This window comes from Georhizobium sp. MAB10 (assembly GCF_045012825.1).
In the GTDB taxonomy this organism is placed as follows: Bacteria; Pseudomonadota; Alphaproteobacteria; order Rhizobiales; family Rhizobiaceae; genus Georhizobium; species Georhizobium profundi.
Genome location: NZ_CP118314.1, coordinates 2,235,364 through 2,253,494 on the forward strand (window position 1 = coordinate 2,235,364; position 18,131 = coordinate 2,253,494).

At 62.8% G+C, this 18,131-nt stretch carries 21 protein-coding genes; 8 read left to right on the plus strand and 13 right to left on the minus strand.

All coding sequences use genetic code 11. The features are described from left to right. Nucleotides 1-80: 80 nt before the first annotated feature. The 3 genes from PU133_RS10410 to PU133_RS10420 all read right to left on the minus strand — a co-directional run bounded on the left by PU133_RS10410 (nt 81) and on the right by PU133_RS10420 (nt 3,588). A complete protein-coding gene (locus tag PU133_RS10410; protein ID WP_404861671.1) occupies nt 81-1,121 on the minus strand; it encodes an AI-2E family transporter in 1,041 nt (346 codons plus the stop codon). An 81-nt stretch (nt 1,122-1,202) separates the two neighbouring features. Then, nucleotides 1,203-2,198, minus strand: coding sequence for a glutaminase A (gene glsA, locus PU133_RS10415; RefSeq protein WP_404861672.1), 996 nt, complete (start codon nt 2,196-2,198; stop codon nt 1,203-1,205). Between the two features lie 175 nt (nt 2,199-2,373). Further along, nucleotides 2,374-3,588, minus strand: coding sequence for an NADP-dependent isocitrate dehydrogenase (locus PU133_RS10420; protein ID WP_126010070.1), 1,215 nt, complete (start codon nt 3,586-3,588; stop codon nt 2,374-2,376). 222 nt (nt 3,589-3,810) lie between these two features. Between PU133_RS10420 and PU133_RS10425 the strand changes: the two genes are divergently transcribed. The 6 genes from PU133_RS10425 to ttcA all read left to right on the plus strand — a co-directional run bounded on the left by PU133_RS10425 (nt 3,811) and on the right by ttcA (nt 8,304). Further along, nucleotides 3,811-4,641, plus strand: a complete 831-nt coding sequence (locus PU133_RS10425; protein ID WP_404861673.1) for an RNA methyltransferase — start codon at nt 3,811-3,813, stop codon at nt 4,639-4,641. Beyond that, entirely contained in the window at nt 4,634-5,503 is an 870-nt protein-coding gene (murI, locus tag PU133_RS10430; protein WP_404861675.1) for a glutamate racemase, read from the plus strand. The genes PU133_RS10425 and murI overlap by 8 nt, the downstream gene beginning before the upstream one ends. A gap of 55 nt (nt 5,504-5,558) precedes the next feature. Beyond that, a complete protein-coding gene (locus PU133_RS10435) occupies nt 5,559-5,720 on the plus strand; it encodes a YqaE/Pmp3 family membrane protein (protein WP_126010072.1) in 162 nt (53 codons plus the stop codon). A 231-nt stretch (nt 5,721-5,951) separates the two neighbouring features. Continuing rightward, entirely contained in the window at nt 5,952-6,569 is a 618-nt protein-coding gene (gene rpsD / locus PU133_RS10440; protein WP_126010073.1) for a 30S ribosomal protein S4, read from the plus strand. Nucleotides 6,570-6,763: 194 nt separating this feature from the next. Beyond that, the gene (locus PU133_RS10445; protein ID WP_404861676.1) at nt 6,764-7,456 is read left to right on the plus strand and encodes a hypothetical protein; all 693 of its coding nucleotides are present in this window, start codon (nt 6,764-6,766) and stop codon (nt 7,454-7,456) included. Nucleotides 7,457-7,494: 38 nt separating this feature from the next. After that, nucleotides 7,495-8,304, plus strand: a complete 810-nt coding sequence (ttcA, locus tag PU133_RS10450; protein WP_404864504.1) for a tRNA 2-thiocytidine(32) synthetase TtcA — start codon at nt 7,495-7,497, stop codon at nt 8,302-8,304. Here the strand turns inward: ttcA and PU133_RS10455 are convergent. From PU133_RS10455 to purQ, 7 genes are all read right to left on the minus strand, one after another. Continuing rightward, the gene (locus PU133_RS10455; RefSeq protein ID WP_404861677.1) at nt 8,288-9,571 is read right to left on the minus strand and encodes a multidrug effflux MFS transporter; all 1,284 of its coding nucleotides are present in this window, start codon (nt 9,569-9,571) and stop codon (nt 8,288-8,290) included. The genes ttcA and PU133_RS10455 overlap by 17 nt on opposite strands. Nucleotides 9,572-9,584: 13 nt before the next feature. Beyond that, nucleotides 9,585-10,772, minus strand: a complete 1,188-nt coding sequence (locus PU133_RS10460; protein ID WP_404864505.1) for a multidrug effflux MFS transporter — start codon at nt 10,770-10,772, stop codon at nt 9,585-9,587. A 319-nt stretch (nt 10,773-11,091) separates the two neighbouring features. Next, nucleotides 11,092-11,427: a Grx4 family monothiol glutaredoxin gene (gene grxD, locus PU133_RS10465; RefSeq protein WP_126010076.1), complete on the minus strand. Its 336-nt coding sequence runs from the start codon at nt 11,425-11,427 to the stop codon at nt 11,092-11,094. 132 nt (nt 11,428-11,559) lie between these two features. Continuing rightward, complete coding sequence (locus PU133_RS10470; protein ID WP_126010077.1) at nt 11,560-11,793, minus strand: BolA/IbaG family iron-sulfur metabolism protein; 234 nt, start codon at nt 11,791-11,793, stop codon at nt 11,560-11,562. A gap of 45 nt (nt 11,794-11,838) precedes the next feature. After that, nucleotides 11,839-14,079: a phosphoribosylformylglycinamidine synthase subunit PurL gene (gene purL, locus PU133_RS10475; protein ID WP_404864506.1), complete on the minus strand. Its 2,241-nt coding sequence runs from the start codon at nt 14,077-14,079 to the stop codon at nt 11,839-11,841. 51 nt (nt 14,080-14,130) lie between these two features. Then, on the minus strand, nt 14,131-14,550 hold the full coding sequence (locus PU133_RS10480; protein ID WP_404861678.1) for a hypothetical protein: 420 nt from the start codon (nt 14,548-14,550) through the stop codon (nt 14,131-14,133). Then, complete coding sequence (gene purQ / locus PU133_RS10485) at nt 14,547-15,221, minus strand: phosphoribosylformylglycinamidine synthase subunit PurQ (protein WP_404861679.1); 675 nt, start codon at nt 15,219-15,221, stop codon at nt 14,547-14,549. Before purQ ends, PU133_RS10480 begins: the two co-directional genes overlap by 4 nt. A gap of 123 nt (nt 15,222-15,344) precedes the next feature. Between purQ and kynA the strand changes: the two genes are divergently transcribed. Further along, nucleotides 15,345-16,184, plus strand: coding sequence for a tryptophan 2,3-dioxygenase (gene kynA / locus PU133_RS10490; RefSeq protein ID WP_404861680.1), 840 nt, complete (start codon nt 15,345-15,347; stop codon nt 16,182-16,184). An 8-nt stretch (nt 16,185-16,192) separates the two neighbouring features. On the opposite strand, the gene PU133_RS10495 is transcribed toward kynA, so the two are convergent. From PU133_RS10495 to purC, 3 genes are read right to left on the minus strand one after another with little or no spacing between them, the layout of a single operon-like run. Continuing rightward, nucleotides 16,193-16,423: a hypothetical protein gene (locus tag PU133_RS10495; RefSeq protein WP_404861681.1), complete on the minus strand. Its 231-nt coding sequence runs from the start codon at nt 16,421-16,423 to the stop codon at nt 16,193-16,195. Between the two features lie 51 nt (nt 16,424-16,474). Next, the gene (gene purS, locus PU133_RS10500; protein WP_404861682.1) at nt 16,475-16,717 is read right to left on the minus strand and encodes a phosphoribosylformylglycinamidine synthase subunit PurS; all 243 of its coding nucleotides are present in this window, start codon (nt 16,715-16,717) and stop codon (nt 16,475-16,477) included. 18 nt (nt 16,718-16,735) lie between these two features. Further along, nucleotides 16,736-17,500, minus strand: a complete 765-nt coding sequence (gene purC / locus PU133_RS10505; protein ID WP_126010082.1) for a phosphoribosylaminoimidazolesuccinocarboxamide synthase — start codon at nt 17,498-17,500, stop codon at nt 16,736-16,738. Between the two features lie 289 nt (nt 17,501-17,789). On the opposite strand from purC, the gene PU133_RS10510 reads away from it, so the two are divergent. Further along, nucleotides 17,790-18,113 (plus strand): DUF1476 domain-containing protein, encoded by a 324-nt coding sequence (locus PU133_RS10510; protein WP_126010083.1) that lies wholly within the window; start codon nt 17,790-17,792, stop codon nt 18,111-18,113. Nucleotides 18,114-18,131: the final 18 nt, after the last annotated feature.

Here is an 18,131-nt window from a genome sequence, read left to right on the forward strand (position 1 = left end):
CCGTGTCATCGGCCGGTCGCGGTTGATCGTTATCCAACATCGAGAATGGATATCGCGGGGCGTGAATGCGCCGCGTCTGCCTATTCGTGTCTCTGGCCTTCCGGCAATTGCAGAGCCATCTCGCGCGGCGGCTCACGCTCCAGGTAATCGTGGACGTAGAGCTCCTTGATGAGCATGCGGCCAACCGCGACCAGGGGCATGGCGAGCGCCAGGCCGAGAAGACCGAAGAGCACACCGAACAGCAATTGCGCAGCGATGACGAGGGCTGGGGACAGGTCGACGCGCTCCTGCTGCACCAGCGGCGTGATCACATAGCTTTCCAGCGTCTGCACCGAGAGGTAGACGGCGGCGACCCAGAGCAGCATGGATGGGCCTTCGCCGAAGGCTAGCAGCAGCGCGGGCGCGACGGCCAGCACCGGGCCGATATTGGGAATGAAGGCGAGCAGGCCGGCGATGATGCCGAGAATGAAGGCGAGCGGCATTCCTATGAGCAGCAGTCCGATGCCGGTCAGCACGCCGACCACGGTCATCGAGATCAGCTGTGCAGCGAGCCAGCTCTTCAGCGTGCGGGCGCATTTCTTCAGGATTTCGTCGGTGCGGGGACGCAGCGACGGCGCGAAGAGCTCGACAGCGCCCTTACGATAGATGGCGGGCGTGACTGCGACATAGATGCCGATGAAGGCAATGATGACAAAATTGCCCAGCGCGCCGAAGGTCGATGTGACGGCGCTGGTTGCCGCGCGTCCCCCTTCACCCGAAATGAGGCCGGCCGGGTTTGCTCGGTCGAGCGCCCGGTTTGCCCATTCGTACTCCTCCAGCCGGCTGCGTAGATTTTCGATCGCGCCAGGGATCTGGCTGGCGAGTTCGTTGAACTGAGCGGCGATCGATGTCGCTGCTAGAGTGAAGACGCCAGCGATGGCGAGTAGCAGCAGAAGCGTGAACAGGCCGATTGACCAGCCGCGCGGAATTTTGGTGGCTCTCTCCACGAGCCCTCCGCCGCCGTTGAGAAAGGCGGCCATCAGGAGGCCCGAAAACAGAACCAGCGCGACGCTTGGCACCAGTATGAACAGGAGAAGGACGACCACGGCCGCGACCGCAATCGAGATCTTCCATCTCGGCATGATATGAGTCCCCAACGCTGCTGATCATGGTTTAACAGCGTTTGGTGACATTCGTTCCGAGCTCGGAAAGCGCAGCAAACTTTATGCGGAACTGCGAACCGCGCCGAAGATCGACCAGTCGGTGCGCTCGGTGAGGAGTTCGAGGCCGAGTGTGCCGAGCCAGCTGTTGCCCATGGGATCGAGTGCCGGCGACCAGACCGCGATGGACGCGCGGTGGGGCGCGATGGCGAGGATGCCGCCGCCCACACCGGATTTGGCCGGCAGGCCGACGCGAAATGCGAAATCACCGGAGCCATCGTACTGGCCGCACAGCATCATGATGGCGAGGATGCGTCTGGCGCGCCGCGCCTGCTGGATGCTGTCGTCGCCATCGTGCGGATCGTCGTGCATCAGGAACCGGCCTGCCTTCGCCAGACCCCGGCAGTCGAGCGTGATGGCACATTGATGGACATAGGCTTCCATCACCTCCTTCACCTCATGATCGAGATTGCCGTGGTGCTTGGCCATGTACATGAGCGAACGGTTGAGATCGCCGCCGGTGCGGTCGCTCGCCATCACGTCCGGGTCGAGTGACAGGGATTCGTCGTCGATCATGCTCTTGATGAAATCGATCACATGGTGGTTGGGGCCAGACTTGCCGCCGATGCCGACGAGGGCGTCGCAAACGACCAGGGCCCCGGCATTGATGAAGGGATTGCGCGGCACGCCCTTGTCGCGCTCCAGATCGATGATGGAGTTGAAGGGATCGCCGGACGGCTCGCGGCCGATCCGCTTCCAGAGCTTTTCGCCGAGCGCTTCGAGAGCGACTTCCAGCGCGAAGACCTTGGAAATGGACTGGATGGGAAAGCCGGTCCCCGCATTGCCGGCCGAAACCAGTTCTCCATGGCGGGTGAAGACGGCGATGCCGAACTTGTCGAAATCGCCCTTGCGGGGCGCCGCCTTGTCCTTCTCACGGGCGGCCTCGGCGCCCTTTTCGTGCATCGAAGGCGCGGCCTCGCGCACCCGTTCCACCACATTGCCGAGGATGGTGCGCAACCGGGACGGATCGTTCAGCGGATCGGTGGAAGGTTCAGTCATGCCATTTCGTCCTCGGTTTGTGGCTTGAGCACGCAATCCGGTCCAAGCTTTGCACGGTAAGGATGGTGGGCCAGAAACGTTCCGCAGCGAATTGCGTGATTATCCCGGCTGTCAAAGAAAAACCCCGCGGCGTGAACCGCGGGGTCTGGAAGACTTGATCGGAAAAGGCGAAGCCTCAGGCGGCCATGGCTTTCTGGAGGTTCTCGTCGATCTTGTCGAGGAAGCCGGTCGTGGAGAGCCACGGCTGATCGGGACCGATGAGAAGTGCGAGGTCCTTGGTCATGTGGCCGCTTTCGACGGTCTCGATGCAGACCTTCTCCAGCGTGTCGGCAAAGCGTGCGAGCTCGGCATTGTCGTCGAGCTTGGCGCGGTGCGCGAGGCCACGGGTCCAGGCGAAGATCGAGGCGATGGAGTTGGTGGAGGTTTCCTCGCCCTTCTGGTGCTGACGGTAGTGGCGCGTGACCGTACCGTGCGCGGCTTCGGCTTCGACCGTGTTGCCATCCGGAGTGAGCAGAACCGAGGTCATCAGGCCGAGCGAGCCGAAGCCCTGCGCAACCGTGTCGGACTGAACGTCGCCGTCATAGTTCTTGCAGGCCCAGACATAACCGCCCGACCATTTCAGGTTGGCGGCGACCATGTCGTCGATCAGGCGGTGTTCGTACCAGATCTTGGCTTCCTTGAACTTCGCCTCGAACTCCTGCTCGTAGACTTCCTGGAAGATGTCCTTGAAGCGGCCGTCATAGACCTTGAGGATGGTGTTCTTGGTCGACAGGTAGACCGGCACCTTGCGGCTGAGGCCGTAGTTCAGCGAAGCGCGGGCGAAATCGCGGATCGACTCGTCGAGGTTGTACATGCCCATGGCAATGCCGGCGCCGGGCGCGTCGAAGATCTCGTATTCCTGCTCCTTGCCGTCTTCGCCGACGAACTTCATGTAGAGCTTGCCCTTGCCGGGGAACTTGAAGTCTGTTGCGCGGTACTGGTCGCCATAGGCATGACGGCCGACGATGACCGGCTTGGTCCAGCCCGGAACGAGGCGGGGGACGTTCTTGCAGATGATTGGCTCGCGGAAGATGACGCCGCCGAGGATGTTGCGGATCGTGCCGTTGGGCGAGCGCCACATCTTCTTCAGGCCGAATTCCTCGACGCGGCCTTCATCGGCGGTGATCGTGGCGCACTTGACGCCGACGCCGTGCTTCTTGATCGCGTGGGCCGCGTCGATCGTCACCTGGTCGTCGGTGGCGTCGCGGTTTTCCATGCTGAGATCGTAATATTCCAGATCGATGTCCAGATAGGGATGGATCAGCTTGTCCTTGATGAACTGCCAGATGATACGGGTCATCTCGTCGCCGTCGAGCTCAACGACCGGGTTTGCGACCTTGATCTTACTCATGCAGGAAAAGCCTCTCTCTCTCCAAAAAAGCCATGGACGGACGGCATGCCGCCGCATCCAGAACAACTGGCGCGTCCTATAGCATCGTGATTGCCGATGGCAAAGGAGAAGCGGAACCTTTGACGCCCAAGGCTTGGCCGGCACGCAGGACCCGGTGTATGAGCGCAGCGATTGACGCTGTGGCTCTGTGGGCGCAGCGCAGAACGCTGCGAGGGAGCCCGAATGGCCGGAACCGACAGAAAACGCGCGATGATTGCGGAAGGCCCCGCGATCGTGCTGGTGGAGCCGCAGCTTGGCGAAAATATCGGCATGGTGGCGCGCGCCATGGCGAATTTCGGGTTATCGGACCTTAGGCTCGTCAATCCGCGCGACGGTTGGCCGAGCGAAAAGGCGCGCCAGGCGGCGTCCAAGGCGGACCACGTGATCGATGCGACGCAGGTGTTCGAGACGCTCGAGGAGGCCATCGCCGATCTCAATTTCGTCTATGCGACGACCGCGCGCGAGCGTGACGGCTTCAAGCCGGTGCGCGGACCGGTGGAGGCAGGCCAGACGCTGCGGACGAAGTTCCGCGAAGGCCAGGCTACGGGCATCCTGTTCGGGCGCGAGCGCTGGGGCCTAAAGAACCACGAAGTGGCGCTTGCCGACGAGATCGTGACCTTTCCTGTCAATCCAGCCTTCGCCTCGCTCAACATCGCGCAGGCAGTGCTGCTCATGTCCTATGAGTGGATGAATTCAGGGCTCTCGGATGTGACTGAGACCGCGTTCACCCACAACGACATGACGCCGGCGACCAAGGAAGAGACCTTCGGCCTGTTCGATCATCTGGAAGAGGCGCTCGATGCGCGCGGTTACTTCAGGCCCGAGGACAAGAAGCCGAAAATGGTCGACAATCTGCGCACGCTGCTTGCGCGTCGCGGGCTGTTTTCCCAGGAAATCCATGTGCTGCGCGGTGTGATCAACTCGCTCGACCGCTATTCGCGCAAGCGCCCGCGCGGCAGCGGCGCGCCCGACGAGATCGCGTCGCAGCCGAACGATCGGCCCGACAATGGATGAGGCCAGCATGGATGAGCGCGGGCCGGTCCTCGTTTTCGATTCGGGCATCGGCGGGCTGACCGTGCTGCGCGAAATGCGGGTGCTTTTGCCTGGGAAGCGGCTCGTCTACGTGGCCGACGATGCGGCGTTTCCCTATGGCGCGTGGGAAGAGGAAGCGCTGCGGACACGCATGGTGGCGCTGTTTGAGAAGCTGATCGCGGCGCACCGGCCATCGATCGCGGTGATCGCCTGCAACACCGCTTCGACGCTGGCGCTGGGTGATCTGCGCGCGGCCTATCCCAAACTTGCTTTCGTCGGCACGGTGCCGGCCATCAAGCCTGCGGCGGAGCGCACGCGGTCGGGTCTCGTATCGGTGCTGGCGACGCCAGGAACCGTGAAGCGGCAATATACGCGGGATCTCATCAGCGACTGGGCGACGAAGTGCCATGTGAGGCTGGTCGGCAGCACAGAACTGGCGGGGCTTGCCGAAACCTATATGCGCGAAGGCTTCGTGGACGAAGACGCGGTGCGAGCGGAGATTGCGCCGTGTTTCGTGGAGCGCGACGGCAACCGCACCGATATCGTCGTGCTTGCCTGCACGCACTATCCGTTTCTCGTCAACCGCATGCGCAAGACCGCGCCGTGGCCGGTGGATTGGCTCGACCCGTCCGAGGCGATCGCTAGGCGGGCCGTGAGCGTGCTGAATGGTGACGGTGCGGGCGCCGACCGGGCACGTGCGTTCGAAGCAGAATCACGCGCGGAGGTGAGCCCCGATATGGCTCTCTTCACGTCCGGCAAGCCAGATCCAGCGATCCGGCGACTGATGCACGGCTTCGGGCTGCGCGTCCCAGACGATCTTGCAGCGCACAATTTTTCCGTCTGATCCGGAACCGCGGGGCATCCGGTGCCGTTATCGGAAAAAGAATAAGGAGTCTCTTATGGACCTGATCCGCATCATCTTCGCCATCATCCTCCCGCCGCTCGGCGTCTTCCTGCAGGTCGGTCTTGGCAAGCACTTCTGGATCAACATCATCCTGACGCTGCTCGGCTACATCCCGGGCATCGTCCACGCGATCTGGATTATCGCCCGCGTGAAGTGACGCGCCGGTGGCATCAAAGCCGCGTTGACAAACGCGACCTCTTCCCATAATCACCCCCACAACGCCCGGCGGCCACGTCGGGCGTTTCATTTGACGTGTCCCGTGGATCGGTCCTTTTGGGGTCTTGATCCTGTCAGCTGACGGCTTCAGCCCGATGGCAGAGGAGGGCGCGTTTCCTTCTGGCGTTGCATGAAGATGCGACGTCATCATTTTGTTTTGAAAGGAAATGCGATGAGCAAGCGCGAATCGTCCAAGTACAAGATCGATCGCCGCATGGGCGAAAACATCTGGGGTCGTCCGAAGTCCCCGGTGAACCGCCGCGAATACGGTCCAGGCCAGCATGGCCAGCGCCGCAAGGGCAAGCTTTCGGATTTCGGTGTGCAGCTGCGCGCCAAGCAGAAGCTTAAGGGCTACTACGGCGACATCCGCGAGAAGCAGTTCCGCAAGATTTACGAAGAGGCCAACCGCCGTAAGGGCGACACCCCGGAGAACCTGATCGGTCTTCTGGAATCGCGTCTCGACGCCATCGTCTACCGCGCGAAGTTCGTGCCGACGGTTTTCGCGGCGCGCCAGTTCGTCAACCACGGCCACGTTTCGGTCAACGGCGTACGCACCAACATCCCGTCCTTCCGCTGCAAGCCGGGCGACGTGATCGAAGTGCGCGAGAAGTCCAAGCAGCTCGTCATCGTTCTCGAAGCGACGCAGCTCGCCGAGCGTGACGTTCCGGACTATATCGAAGCGGATCACAACAAGATGGTCGCGACCTTCGTGCGCGTTCCGGGCCTGTCGGACGTGCCCTATGCCGTCCAGATGGAACCGAACCTCGTCGTCGAGTTCTATTCGCGCTAAGCGTTCCGTATCCACTTTTCAAAGGCCGCGTGCTTGCACGCGGCCTTTGTCGTTTTGGGCTCCTGCAAAGGCGCACTTCGTGCTACCTGGGAGACACAGCGATCGAATCTGCACGATGCAGTCGATCTTTCTTGACGCTTACACGGCTGCCGAAGCGATGTCGTCTCGCGCCAGCCGAGGAGAATGCAGGCGCATTGCCTCATGCTGCATCGGCCTCGTTTCGAAGCGAGGCGTCCTATCGGCCCTTCCTTTTGGTTGGGCTCTTCATTCTCGCGCTGGTCGGCTCCGTCCTGCTTGGATCGGAGCGCTTCGTCCAGACCCTCACCGGTGAGGGGGGCGCCGTCGAGACGCTATCTGCTGCCGGTTACCTCGTGGCGGCTGCGATGCTGGTGCGCGAGGCAAATCAGCAGTTCTTGAAGACGCATTTCTATTTCGTCGTGATCCTGTTGGCGCTATGCATGCGCGAACTCGACTTCCACAACCTCATGACGACGATGAGCATCACCAAGACCAGCTTCTACGTTTCCGGCGACGTGCCGCTCCTGGAAAAACTTGCGGCGGTCGTGGCTCTGGTCACGGTCGGCGCGGCGGTTGTCATAGCGGGGCTTCGTCATGCGCGGCAGTTCATCGCAGGGCTGCGCGGGCTCCACCTGCCGGCAGTGGGCGTCCTGGCTGCGGGTCTGTCCATCATCGCGGCCAAGACGCTCGACGGCCTGCCGCGCAAGCTTGAAGGCCTCGGCATTGATCTCGGTGCCAGCGCTGCGGTGGTTTCGACCGGGATCGAGGAAGTGATCGAGCTCGGCATCCCGCTGTTCCTGATGTGCGCGGTGCTCGCCTTCTTCCCGCGTCGACACCCGCAGAACCCCGAGCGAGGCGTCAGCAGGTGAGTGCGGTCGAGTCCATTGCCGGCGACTATCCGCCGATCATGGCGAATGCGCCTTCGTCGGTGACGTTCAACAAGCTGCGCAAGCGGCTGCTGCGGCAGACACGCCAGGCGATCGAGGATTTCCAGATGTTGCGCCCGGAAACGGGGACGACGCGTCCACGCTGGCTGATCGCGCTATCGGGCGGCAAGGATTCCTATGCGCTGCTCGCCGTCTTGAGCGAGCTGCAGTGGCGCGGGCTTTTGCCTGTCGAACTGCTTGCGTGCAATCTCGACCAGGGGCAGCCGAACTTTCCGAAGCATGTGCTGCCGGAGTTTCTGAACCGGAACGGCATCGCGCACCGGATCGAATACCGGGACACCTATTCGGTGGTGAAGGAGAAGGTGCCGGAGGGCGCCACTTATTGCGCGCTCTGTTCGCGCTTAAGGCGCGGCAATCTCTACCGGATCGCGCGTGAGGAAGGCTGCGAGGCGCTGGTGCTCGGCCATCACCGTGACGATATCCTCGAGACGTTTTTCCTGAACCTCTTCCACGGCGGCAAGCTGGCGGCGATGCCGCCGAAGCTCCTGAATGACGAGGGCGACCTTCTGGTGCTGCGCCCGCTTGCCTATTGTGCCGAGGACGAACTGGCGAAGTTCGCCAGCGCCATGGAATTTCCCATCATTCCCTGCGACCTCTGTGGCTCCCAGGACGGGCTTCAGCGCAATGCGATGAAGGCGATGCTTTCCGACATCGAACGGCGCATGCCGGGCCGCAAGGACACGATGCTGAAGGCGCTGGCCAATGCCCGACCTTCGCATCTGCTCGACCCGAAGCTCTTCGATTTCGGCGCGATCAATCCACCGGCCTGACGAAGAGCTTGCCGCGTTCGGTGATGAGCACGATCACCAGTGCGATGCCGCCGAAGCCTGAGAAGGCCAGCGAGAGCGGAATGAGCGTGCCGTTGAAGGCCTGGCCGATCATGCCGCCGAGCAGCGCCCCGCCGGTGAACGAGATGACGCCTATGACCGAGGACGCTGTGCCGGCAATGTGGCCGAGTGGCTCCATGGCGATGGAGTTGAAGTTGTTCGCCACCAGCCCGAAGGACAGCATGCAGCAGGCGAGCAGGATGTTCGCCACGTAGAAGTTCGGTATGCCGAACAGGCTGAGGACGAGCAGGATCGCTCCGAAGCTCATCATGGCAATGAGGGCGCCGTGCGAGATCAGCCGCATGCCGTAGCGCTGCACGTAGCGGCCGTTGAGGATCGACGTGATGGCCATGCCGACGGCGCTGAGTGCGAAGCCCAGCGCGAACCAGTCGCCCATGCCGTAGATCGAATCGTACACCTGCTGGATCGACACGATGAACGAGAAGAGCGCGCCGAAGAGCAGCAGCGAGCCGAGCGTGTAGCCGACGGCGAGGCGCGAACGGAACACTTCGCCGAACGCGTAGACGAGGCCCTTGAACGACAGCTCGATGCGCTCGGCGACCGGAAGCGTCTCTTTGAGGCGGAAGCCCGTCCAGCCGGCAAAGAGGAAGGCGGCGGCACCGAGGAAGGCAAAGATCGCCTGCCATTCCGCAACCAGCAGGATCGCCTGGCCGACAGCGGGCGCCATGATCGGCACGATCATGAACACGGTGAAGACATAGGACATGACGCGCGCCATGTCGCGGCCGCCATAGCAATCGCGCACGATCGCCGTGACGATGATGCGCACCGACGCGGCCCCGATGCCCTGGATGAGGCGCAGCACCAGCAGCGTGTTGAAATCATCGACGAAGAGCACGGCCAGCGAGGCAGCCGCATAGACTGCGATGCCGGGAAGCAGGACGGGCCTGCGGCCGAAGCGATCCGACAGCGGGCCGAAGAGGATCTGGGCGAGCCCGAAGCCGAGGGCGAAGACGGTGATGACGGCCTGACGGTCGTTCTCATTGACGACGCCGAGCGCCTCGCCGATCGCGGGGAGCGCCGGCAGCATGATGTCGATCGACAGCGCGATGATCGAGGTGAGGGCGGCGGCGAGCCCGATGAACTCGTAAAAGCCGATGCCGGCCCGGTCCGATCCGTTGAGCGGAGCGGGGGCCGGGTTGGGGGCCGGAGTGGCGGCAGCGCGGCCGATGGGAGAATTCTCGTTCATGGGACGATCCGGATCATAATCTTGAAAAGAGGCGGCCGCGTTCGGCGACCAGCACGAGAACGAATGCGATGAAGGATACGGCACAGAAGCCGGCGACCAGTGGCAGCGCAGTGCCGTTATAGAGCTGGCCGATCAGCGCGCCGATCAGGCCGCCACCTGCCGTCTGGAGAAAGCCGAGGACGGAGGATGCGGTGCCGGCCACATGGCCGAGTGGCTCCATGGCGAGCGCGTTGAAGTTTGCGCCGATCCAGCCGAACTGGAACATGGCCGCGATGAAGAAGACGAGGAAGAGCCAGAGCGGCAGGGTGCCGACGAGCGACGCGAGCAGCCAGACGAAGCACACCGACATGAAGCCGACAAGCGCGCCATGGGACAGGGTACGCATGCCGAAGCGGCCGACGAGGCGCGAATTGATGAAGGACGAGAGCGCCATGAAGGTTGCGACCAGCGCGAAGACGGCTGGGAACCAGACACCGAGGCCGTAGACTTCGACGAAGATCTGCTGCGCGGAATTCAAGAAGCCGAACATGGCGCCGAAAACCGCTGCGGTGGCAAAGGCATAGCAGACCGACATGCGGTTCGACAGCACGATGCGGAAGGCTTCCATGATCTTGCCGAAGCGCAATTCCCGGCGATCGCCCGGCTTCAGCGTCTCGGGCAAGCGAAGGGCGACCCATGCCAGCACCGCAAGTGCGACGAGCGCGATGAACACAAAGATCAGGTGCCACTCGCCGAAGAGCATGATCAGTTGGCCGAAGCCCGGCGCCAGGACAGGCACGACCATGAACACCATCATGACGATCGACATGATCTCCGCCATCTGACGGCCGCCGAAGACATCGCGCACCAGCGTGACGGCGATGACGCGGGTGGCTGCAGCGCCGATGCCTTGCGCCATGCGCAACAGCAGCAGCATGCCGAAACTCGAGGAAAAGGCGGCCAGCAGCGCGCAGACGGCGTAGATGACGATGCCGATCAGAAGCGGCTTGCGGCGCCCGAAGCGGTCGGCGATCGGCCCGAAGAAAAGCTGGGCGCCGCCGAAACCGACCACGTAGGCAGAGAGAACGAGCTGGCGCTGATTGGCATCGGCGACGCCGAGCGATTCGCCGATCTGCTGAAGGCTCGGCAGCATGATGTCGATCGACAGCGCGTTGAGCGCCATCAGCGAGGCGACCATCGCGATGAATTCCATCCGCGACAGAGGCGGTGGTGGTCCCGCGGGCACCGGTGGCGCAGCGACGGCATCTCGCGATGCGGCATGGGCTGCCGATCGTATCGGTTGGTCGTCCATGGGAACCTCGGGTGCCGAAAGGCGAAAGACCCGAGGCGTGCGCAAGGCGGCACGGACGGGTGTCAGGTGCAGAAAAATGCTGCGAGCGCGAAGAGACTAGCCGGGATCGGCGTCAACGCAACCGGAAATCGTCCGGCAATGGATGAACGATCTGTATCGAAGGATCACTCAAAACGATGAAAGCCGCGGCGGGCGCGGCTTTCGGATCGGTTGATGGAGCTAGACGAGCTCAGGCGTTGCTGCGAACCGCGACGCCCTTGTCGGCAAAATGCGACTGCAGTTCCTGGTTCTGGAACATCTCGCGGATGATGTCGCAACCGCCGACGAATTCGCCCTTCACGTAGAGCTGCGGGATCGTCGGCCAGTTGGAGTAGTCCTTGATGCCCTGGCGCAGATCGGCATCGGCCAGAACGTTGATGCCTTTGTAGTCGACGCCGACATAGTCGAGAATCTGCACGACCTGGCCGGAGAAACCGCATTGTGGGAACTGGGGCGTGCCCTTCATGAAGAGGACGACGTCGTTGTTCTTCACTTCATTGTCGATGAAATCGTTGATCGCGCTCATGAGAATGTCCTTCGTTTGCCGGTCGAGGCGCCGGCAACGGATTGGTGTCGGTGGCCTCTAGATAGGAGATCGGGCAGGCCTTGTCGAGTTTGCGCTCAAGGCAGCCACCGACGAAGCTGGGTTGAAGCTTAGTCAGTCCGGGGCGCTGGTTTGCAGTGCGAGTGCATGAAGCACGCCGCCCATGTTGCCTTTGAGCGCGTTGTAGACCATCTGGTGCTGCTGCACGCGGTTCTTGCCGCGAAAGCTTTCCGAGACGACTTCGGCGGCATAGTGATCGCCGTCACCGGCGAGGTCGCGGATGGTCACGCGCGCATCCGGAATGCCTTCCTTGATCATTTTCTCGATGTCACCGGCACTCATCGGCATGGGTGAGGGTCTCCTTGTTCGACGTCGGCCAGGATAGGCGACGGGTCAGGCCACTGCGGCGGCCATCTGGTTCTCCATATAGTGAGGGAACCACGTTTCATGGGCGTCGCGCAATTGGCGAAGCGGGATAGCGAAGCGGTCATCCACTTTCAGCGAGTCGCCGGCAATTGTGCCCAGGCGGCGGAACGGCACGCCGGCCCCTTCGGCATTCATGCAGACGAAATTGGCGAGATCGGCCGGAACGGTGACGACATAGCGGGCCTGATCCTCGCCGAACAGCAGCGCATGGAGCGGCTGGCCGGAGGACTGCGACGCGCTTTCGAGCGACAGATCCATGCCGTGACCGGAGGCCAACGCCATTTCCGCAAGCGTGATGGCGAGACCGCCGCTGGAAATATCGTGGCAGCTCGTCACCTGACCGTTGCGGATGGCCGAGCGTACGAAATCGCCATTGCGCTTTTCGAGCGCCAGATCGACCGGCGGCGGCGGACCATCGGCCTGGCCGAGGACGTCGCGCAGATAGACCGACTGGCCGAGATGGGTGCCATCACCACCGAGCAGAATGACTGCGTCACCGGCCTTGGCGCCACCGATGCGGGCCATCTGCTGCCAATCGGGCAGGATGCCGACACCGGCGATGGTGGGCGTGGGCAGGATCGCCTCGCCATTGGTCTCGTTGTAGAGCGAGACGTTGCCCGAGACGATCGGGAAGCCCAGCACGCGGCAGGCTTCACCGATGCCCTCGATGGCCTTGACGAGCTGGCCCATGATCTCCGGGCGCTCGGGATTGCCGAAATTGAGGTTGTCGGTGGCGGCGAGCGGCTCGGCACCGACTGCGGTGATGTTGCGCCAGCATTCGGCCACGGCCTGCTTGCCGCCCTCGAAGGCATCCGCCTCGCAATAGCGCGGCGTCACGTCGGACGAGAAGGCGAGTGCCTTGGTCGCATGACCCTCGACGCGCACCACGCCGGCATCGCCACCCGGCAATTGCAGCGAATTGCCCTGGATCAGCGTGTCATATTGCTCGTAGACCCAGCGGCGCGAGGCATTGTTGGGCGAGCCGACGAGATCGAGAATCGCCTGGCCGTAATCGGCGGGCTCCTCGATCTGGCTTGCCGGCAGCGGCGAATAGAGGCCGGGCTCGCGCCATGGGCGATCATATTCCGGCGCCTCGTCGCCCAGTTCCTTGATCGGCAGGTTTGCGACTTCGACGCCCTGGTGGAGGATGCGGAAGCGCAGATCGTCCGTCGTCTTGCCGACGATGGCGAAATCCAGCCCCCATTTGGTGAAGATCGCCTCGGCTTCCGCTTCCTTTTCCGGGCGCAGCACCATGAGCATGCGCTCCTGGCTTTCCGACAGCATCATCTCATAGGCGCTCATCGCCTCTTCGCGCACGGGCACCTTGTCGAGATCGAGCTCGATGCCGAGGTCGCCCTTGGCGCCCATCTCGACCGCCGAGCAGGTGAGGCCCGCCGCGCCCATGTCCTGGATGGCGATGACGGCCCCCGATGCCATCAATTCCATGCAGGCTTCGAGCAGGCACTTTTCGGTAAAGGGATCGCCGACCTGCACGGTCGGGCGCTTCTCCTCGATCTTCTCGTCGAATTCGGCAGACGCCATGGTGGCGCCGCCGACGCCGTCGCGGCCTGTCTTGGCACCGAGATAGACGACGGGCAGTCCGACGCCTTCGGCCTTGGAATAGAAGATCGCATCGGTCTTTGCGAGGCCGGCGGCAAAGGCGTTGACGAGGCAGTTGCCGTTGTAGCGGGCATCGAACTCGACTTCGCCGCCGACCGTCGGCACGCCGAAGGAATTGCCGTAGCCGCCGACGCCAGCGACGACGCCCGAGACGAGGTGGCGGGTCTTCGGGTGGTCCGGAGCGCCGAAACGCAGCGCGTTCATCGCTGCGATGGGGCGCGCGCCCATGGTGAAGACGTCGCGCAGGATGCCGCCGACGCCGGTCGCCGCGCCCTGATAGGGTTCGATGTAGGAGGGGTGGTTGTGGCTCTCCATCTTGAAGACCACGCAGTCGCCATCACCGATATCGACAACGCCGGCATTTTCGCCGGGGCCCTGTATGACCTGCGGGCCTGTGGTTGGCAGCGTGCGCAGCCAGCGCTTGGAGGATTTGTAGGAACAGTGCTCGTTCCACATGGCCGAGAAGATGCCGAGCTCGGTGAAGGTCGGCTCGCGCCCGATGAGGTCGAGAATGCGCTGATACTCGTCCGGCTTCAGCCCATGGGCTTCGATCAATTCCGGGGTGATGGCGATCTTTTCAGGGAGCATGGGCATCTCGGATCTGTCGGCGTCGGTTAAGCGAGGTGATCGGGGCGATGATCAGGCGGATGTCCCGCAGGAGGCGTCGCCGCTGGCGAAGCGCGCGATATCGCCGCGGATGCGGGAACCGGCAGCGCCATCGAGCAGCGGGCCGAAACTCGTCACGGTTCCGGCGGCGCCGGAGGCCTGGACGACCAGAAGCGGCCTGCCGCCGAAGTCGCCGCGGGGAACCAGGAGGAAGCGCGGCTGGCCGGAAAAGGAATTCAACTCGTTGGCGAAGCTGTAGCCGGCAAAGACCGGATCGCGGCTGGCGAACCAGCAGCGGTGGGCCGCGATCGCTACCTGTTCCATGTTGCGCAGTGCCGCGCTCTTTTCAGAGGCTGCGGCGGCCGCAGCCGGCACTTCGGCCGAAGGCTCCGACTGGCAGGCGGCAAGCAGGGCAAGTGCTGCGATCAGGGCAAGGCGCGGGGCAGACATCATGCCGCGACTGCACCGAGAGCGGCTTCGAAGAGCGGGCGACCATCGGCACCGCCATGGGCCGATTCGATAAGATTTTCCGGATGCGGCATCAGGCCGAGAACATTGCCGCGTTCGTTGACGAGGCCGGCGATGTCGTTGAGCGAGCCATTCGGGTTCGTGCCTTCGGCATAGCGGAAGACGACCTGGCCTTGACCCTCGATGCGCGCCAGCGTGTCGGGATCGGCAAAGAAGTTGCCGTCGTGATGGGCGACCGGGCAGCGGATGATCTGGCCCTTGGTGTAGAGGCTGGTGAACGCCGTCTCGGTGTTGACGACCTCGAGCTTCACTTCGCGGCAGACGAACTTCAGCGAGGCGTTGCGCATCAGCGCGCCGGGCAGGAGGCCCGCTTCCAGCAGGATCTGGAACCCGTTGCAGACGCCGATGACGCGCGTGCCGCGCGCCGCCGCATCGCGGACCGCCTGCATGACGGGCATGCGCGCCGCGATCGCGCCGCAGCGCAGGTAATCACCATAGGAGAACCCGCCAGGGATCACGACCAGGTCCACATCGGCGGGGATGGTGGTTTCCGTCTGCCAGACCGTGATGGGCGGCGTGCCCGATATCTTGGTCAGCGCCGCGATCATGTCGCGGTCGCGATTGAGGCCCGGAAGGATGATGACGGCTGACTTCATGGGAACGTCCGGATCGGTGGAAGGACTTCGCACCGCTTCTAGAACATGGCAGCCGTGAAGGCGAGGGTATTGCGGCGGTTTCTTGTGGCGAATATGCCTGAATGCGGCATTTCGGAGCAGCGCATGACGAACGACCAGGACAGCCGCGTCGAAGCGGGCATCGACCTCGATTTCACCGATCGCATGTCCTATGGTGACTATCTGCAGCTCGATACGCTGCTTTCGGCGCAAAAACCGCTGACGAGCGAGCCAGACGAGCCGCTCTTCATCGTGATCCATCACGTTCAGGAATTGTGGATATCGCTGATCCTGCATGAACTGGATTTTGCGATGGCCGCGATAAGGCAAGATCGGCCGGGCGTCGCCTTCAAGGCGCTCGCCCGCGTGGCACGCATCCAGGAGCAGCTGGTCTCGGCCTGGGACGTGCTTTCCACCATGACTCCCTCCGACTACCTGACGTTTCGCGCGGCACTTGGGCAATCGTCCGGGTTCCAGTCTCACCAGTACCGGATGATGGAGATGAAGCTCGGCGCCAAGGACGAGAAGATGCTCGCGCCGCACCGCCACCACGCCGAGCACCATGCGCGCCTACAGGCGGCGTTCAAGGCGCCGAGCCTTTACGACGAGGCGATCGCGCTTCTGGCGCGGCAGGGCCTACCGGTGCCAGACGCGCTTCTCAATCGCGATTTTTCACGCAACCACGCCTATAGCGAGGCGCTGCGCGAAGCCTGGCTGACGGTCTACCGCAACACGGACCGCTATTTCGAGCTCTACGAGCTGGCGGAAAAGCTGGTGGACGTGGAGGACAAGTTCCAGCAATGGCGCTTCCGCCACATGAAGACGGTGCAGCGCATCATCGGCTTCAAACAGGGCACCGGCGGCTCATCCGGCGTCGGCTATCTGAAGACCGCGCTCGATCGCTCGTTCTTCCCGGAACTGTGGGACGTGCGCACGGCGCTTTGATGCGGGTGTCAGTGTTCGAAAGGGTGCTGCGGTACAGCCAACTCGCGCAGTTCCAGGCGACGCTCGATGCGATCCAGTTGCTCGTCCTGGCGGTCGAGACGCCGATTGACGCCTGCCATCGCTTCTTCGGTGGCCGTGATGCGCCGCTTGATTTCCTGCAGATTGAAGCGAACCGCGCTCATGTCGGACTGCATCTTCTTCAGCAATTCGAACATCGGTTCGTTCGTCACATCGGTCACGGCGACCGTCTCTCATCAAGACCCTCGGGCTCAGCCCCAGAGCCACAACCATCAGGCGATGTGGATAGAATAATCCTCGATGACCGTGTTGGCCAGGAGCTTGTCGCACATGGCCTTGAGGTCGGATTCGGCTTTTGTGCGGTCTTCGGTTTGCAATTCCAGATCGAAGACCTTGCCCTGGCGGACATGGCCGACGCCGTCGAAGCCGAGTGCGCCGAGGGCGCCTTCGATCGCTTTGCCCTGCGGGTCGAGGACGCCGTTCTTCAGCGTCACGGTTACGCGTGCCTTGATCACTCGTCTTTCCCTCGGATGCTATTTGACCAGTACGGGGCCGGTGCCGCGGACGGGTTCGTTCTCGTTCATGATGCCGAGGCGGCGCGCGACTTCCTGGTAGGCTTCGACGAGACCGCCGAGGTCGCGGCGGAAGCGGTCCTTGTCCATCTTCTCGTTGGTCTGGATATCCCAGAGACGGCACGAGTCGGGCGAGATTTCGTCGGCCACGATGATGCGCATCATGTCGCCTTCGAAGAGGCGGCCGCATTCGATCTTGAAGTCGACGAGCTGGATGCCGACGCCGAGGAAGAGGCCGGTGAGGAAATCGTTGACGCGGATGGCGAGCGCCATGATGTCGTCGATCTCCTGCGGGCTTGCCCAGCCGAAGGCGGTGATGTGCTCTTCGGAGACCATCGGATCGTCGAGCGCATCGGCCTTGTAATAGAACTCGATGATGGAGCGGGGCAGAACGGTGCCTTCCTCGATGCCGAGGCGCTTGGCCAGCGAGCCGGCGGCGACGTTGCGCACCACGATCTCGAGCGGGATGATCTCGACTTCCTTGATCAGCTGCTCGCGCATGTTGAGCCGCTTGATGAAGTGCGTCGGGATGCCGATCCGGTTCAGATGGGTGAAGACGTATTCGGAAATCCTGTTGTTGAGGACGCCCTTGCCGTCGATGACATCGTGCTTCTTCTTGTTGAACGCGGTCGCGTCGTCCTTGAAGAACTGGATCAGAGTGCCAGGCTCCGGTCCTTCATAAAGGATCTTGGCCTTGCCTTCGTAGATGCGGCGGCGACGGTTCATGATGATCTTTTACTCTTGAGTGGCGAGCGAGGGTGTTCAAGCGGCTTGGTCAGCGCAGCCAGGTCCTGCCCGGATGATGGTCGTTGTGTCGTGGCGAGTGCTTATCCGATATGGCGTGCGGACACAATTGTTCCGTTCCGGCCATGCCCGACCTTTTCGTCTCAGTCACCGCATCGCATCTCTGCGACATCGTTGCGGGCTGCCTTTTCAACGACATGGAATCCGACCATAGTCCGCCCCGACGGTGCCGAACAGGCACTGAAATGCGAACGAAAACGGGAGACGACGCATGGCTGCAAGCATGGACGACCGCCAGAAGGCATTCGAAAGCAAATTCGCCCATGACGCCGATCTGCGCTTCAAGGCCGAAGCGCGGCGCAACAAGCTTCTGGGACTTTGGGCAGCCGACCTGATCGGAAAGAAGGGCGACGACGCTGCGGAATACGCCAAGGAAGTCGTGAAATCCGATTTCCAGGAAGCGGGCGACGAGGACGTGTTCCGCAAGGTGCGCGGCGATCTTGATGCGGCAGGGGCGAATGTTTCCGACGAACAGCTGCGCGGCAAGATGATCGAGCTGATGGCCGAGGCCATCCAGCAGGTGCAAAGCAACTGACGTCTGAGCCTGGAGGAG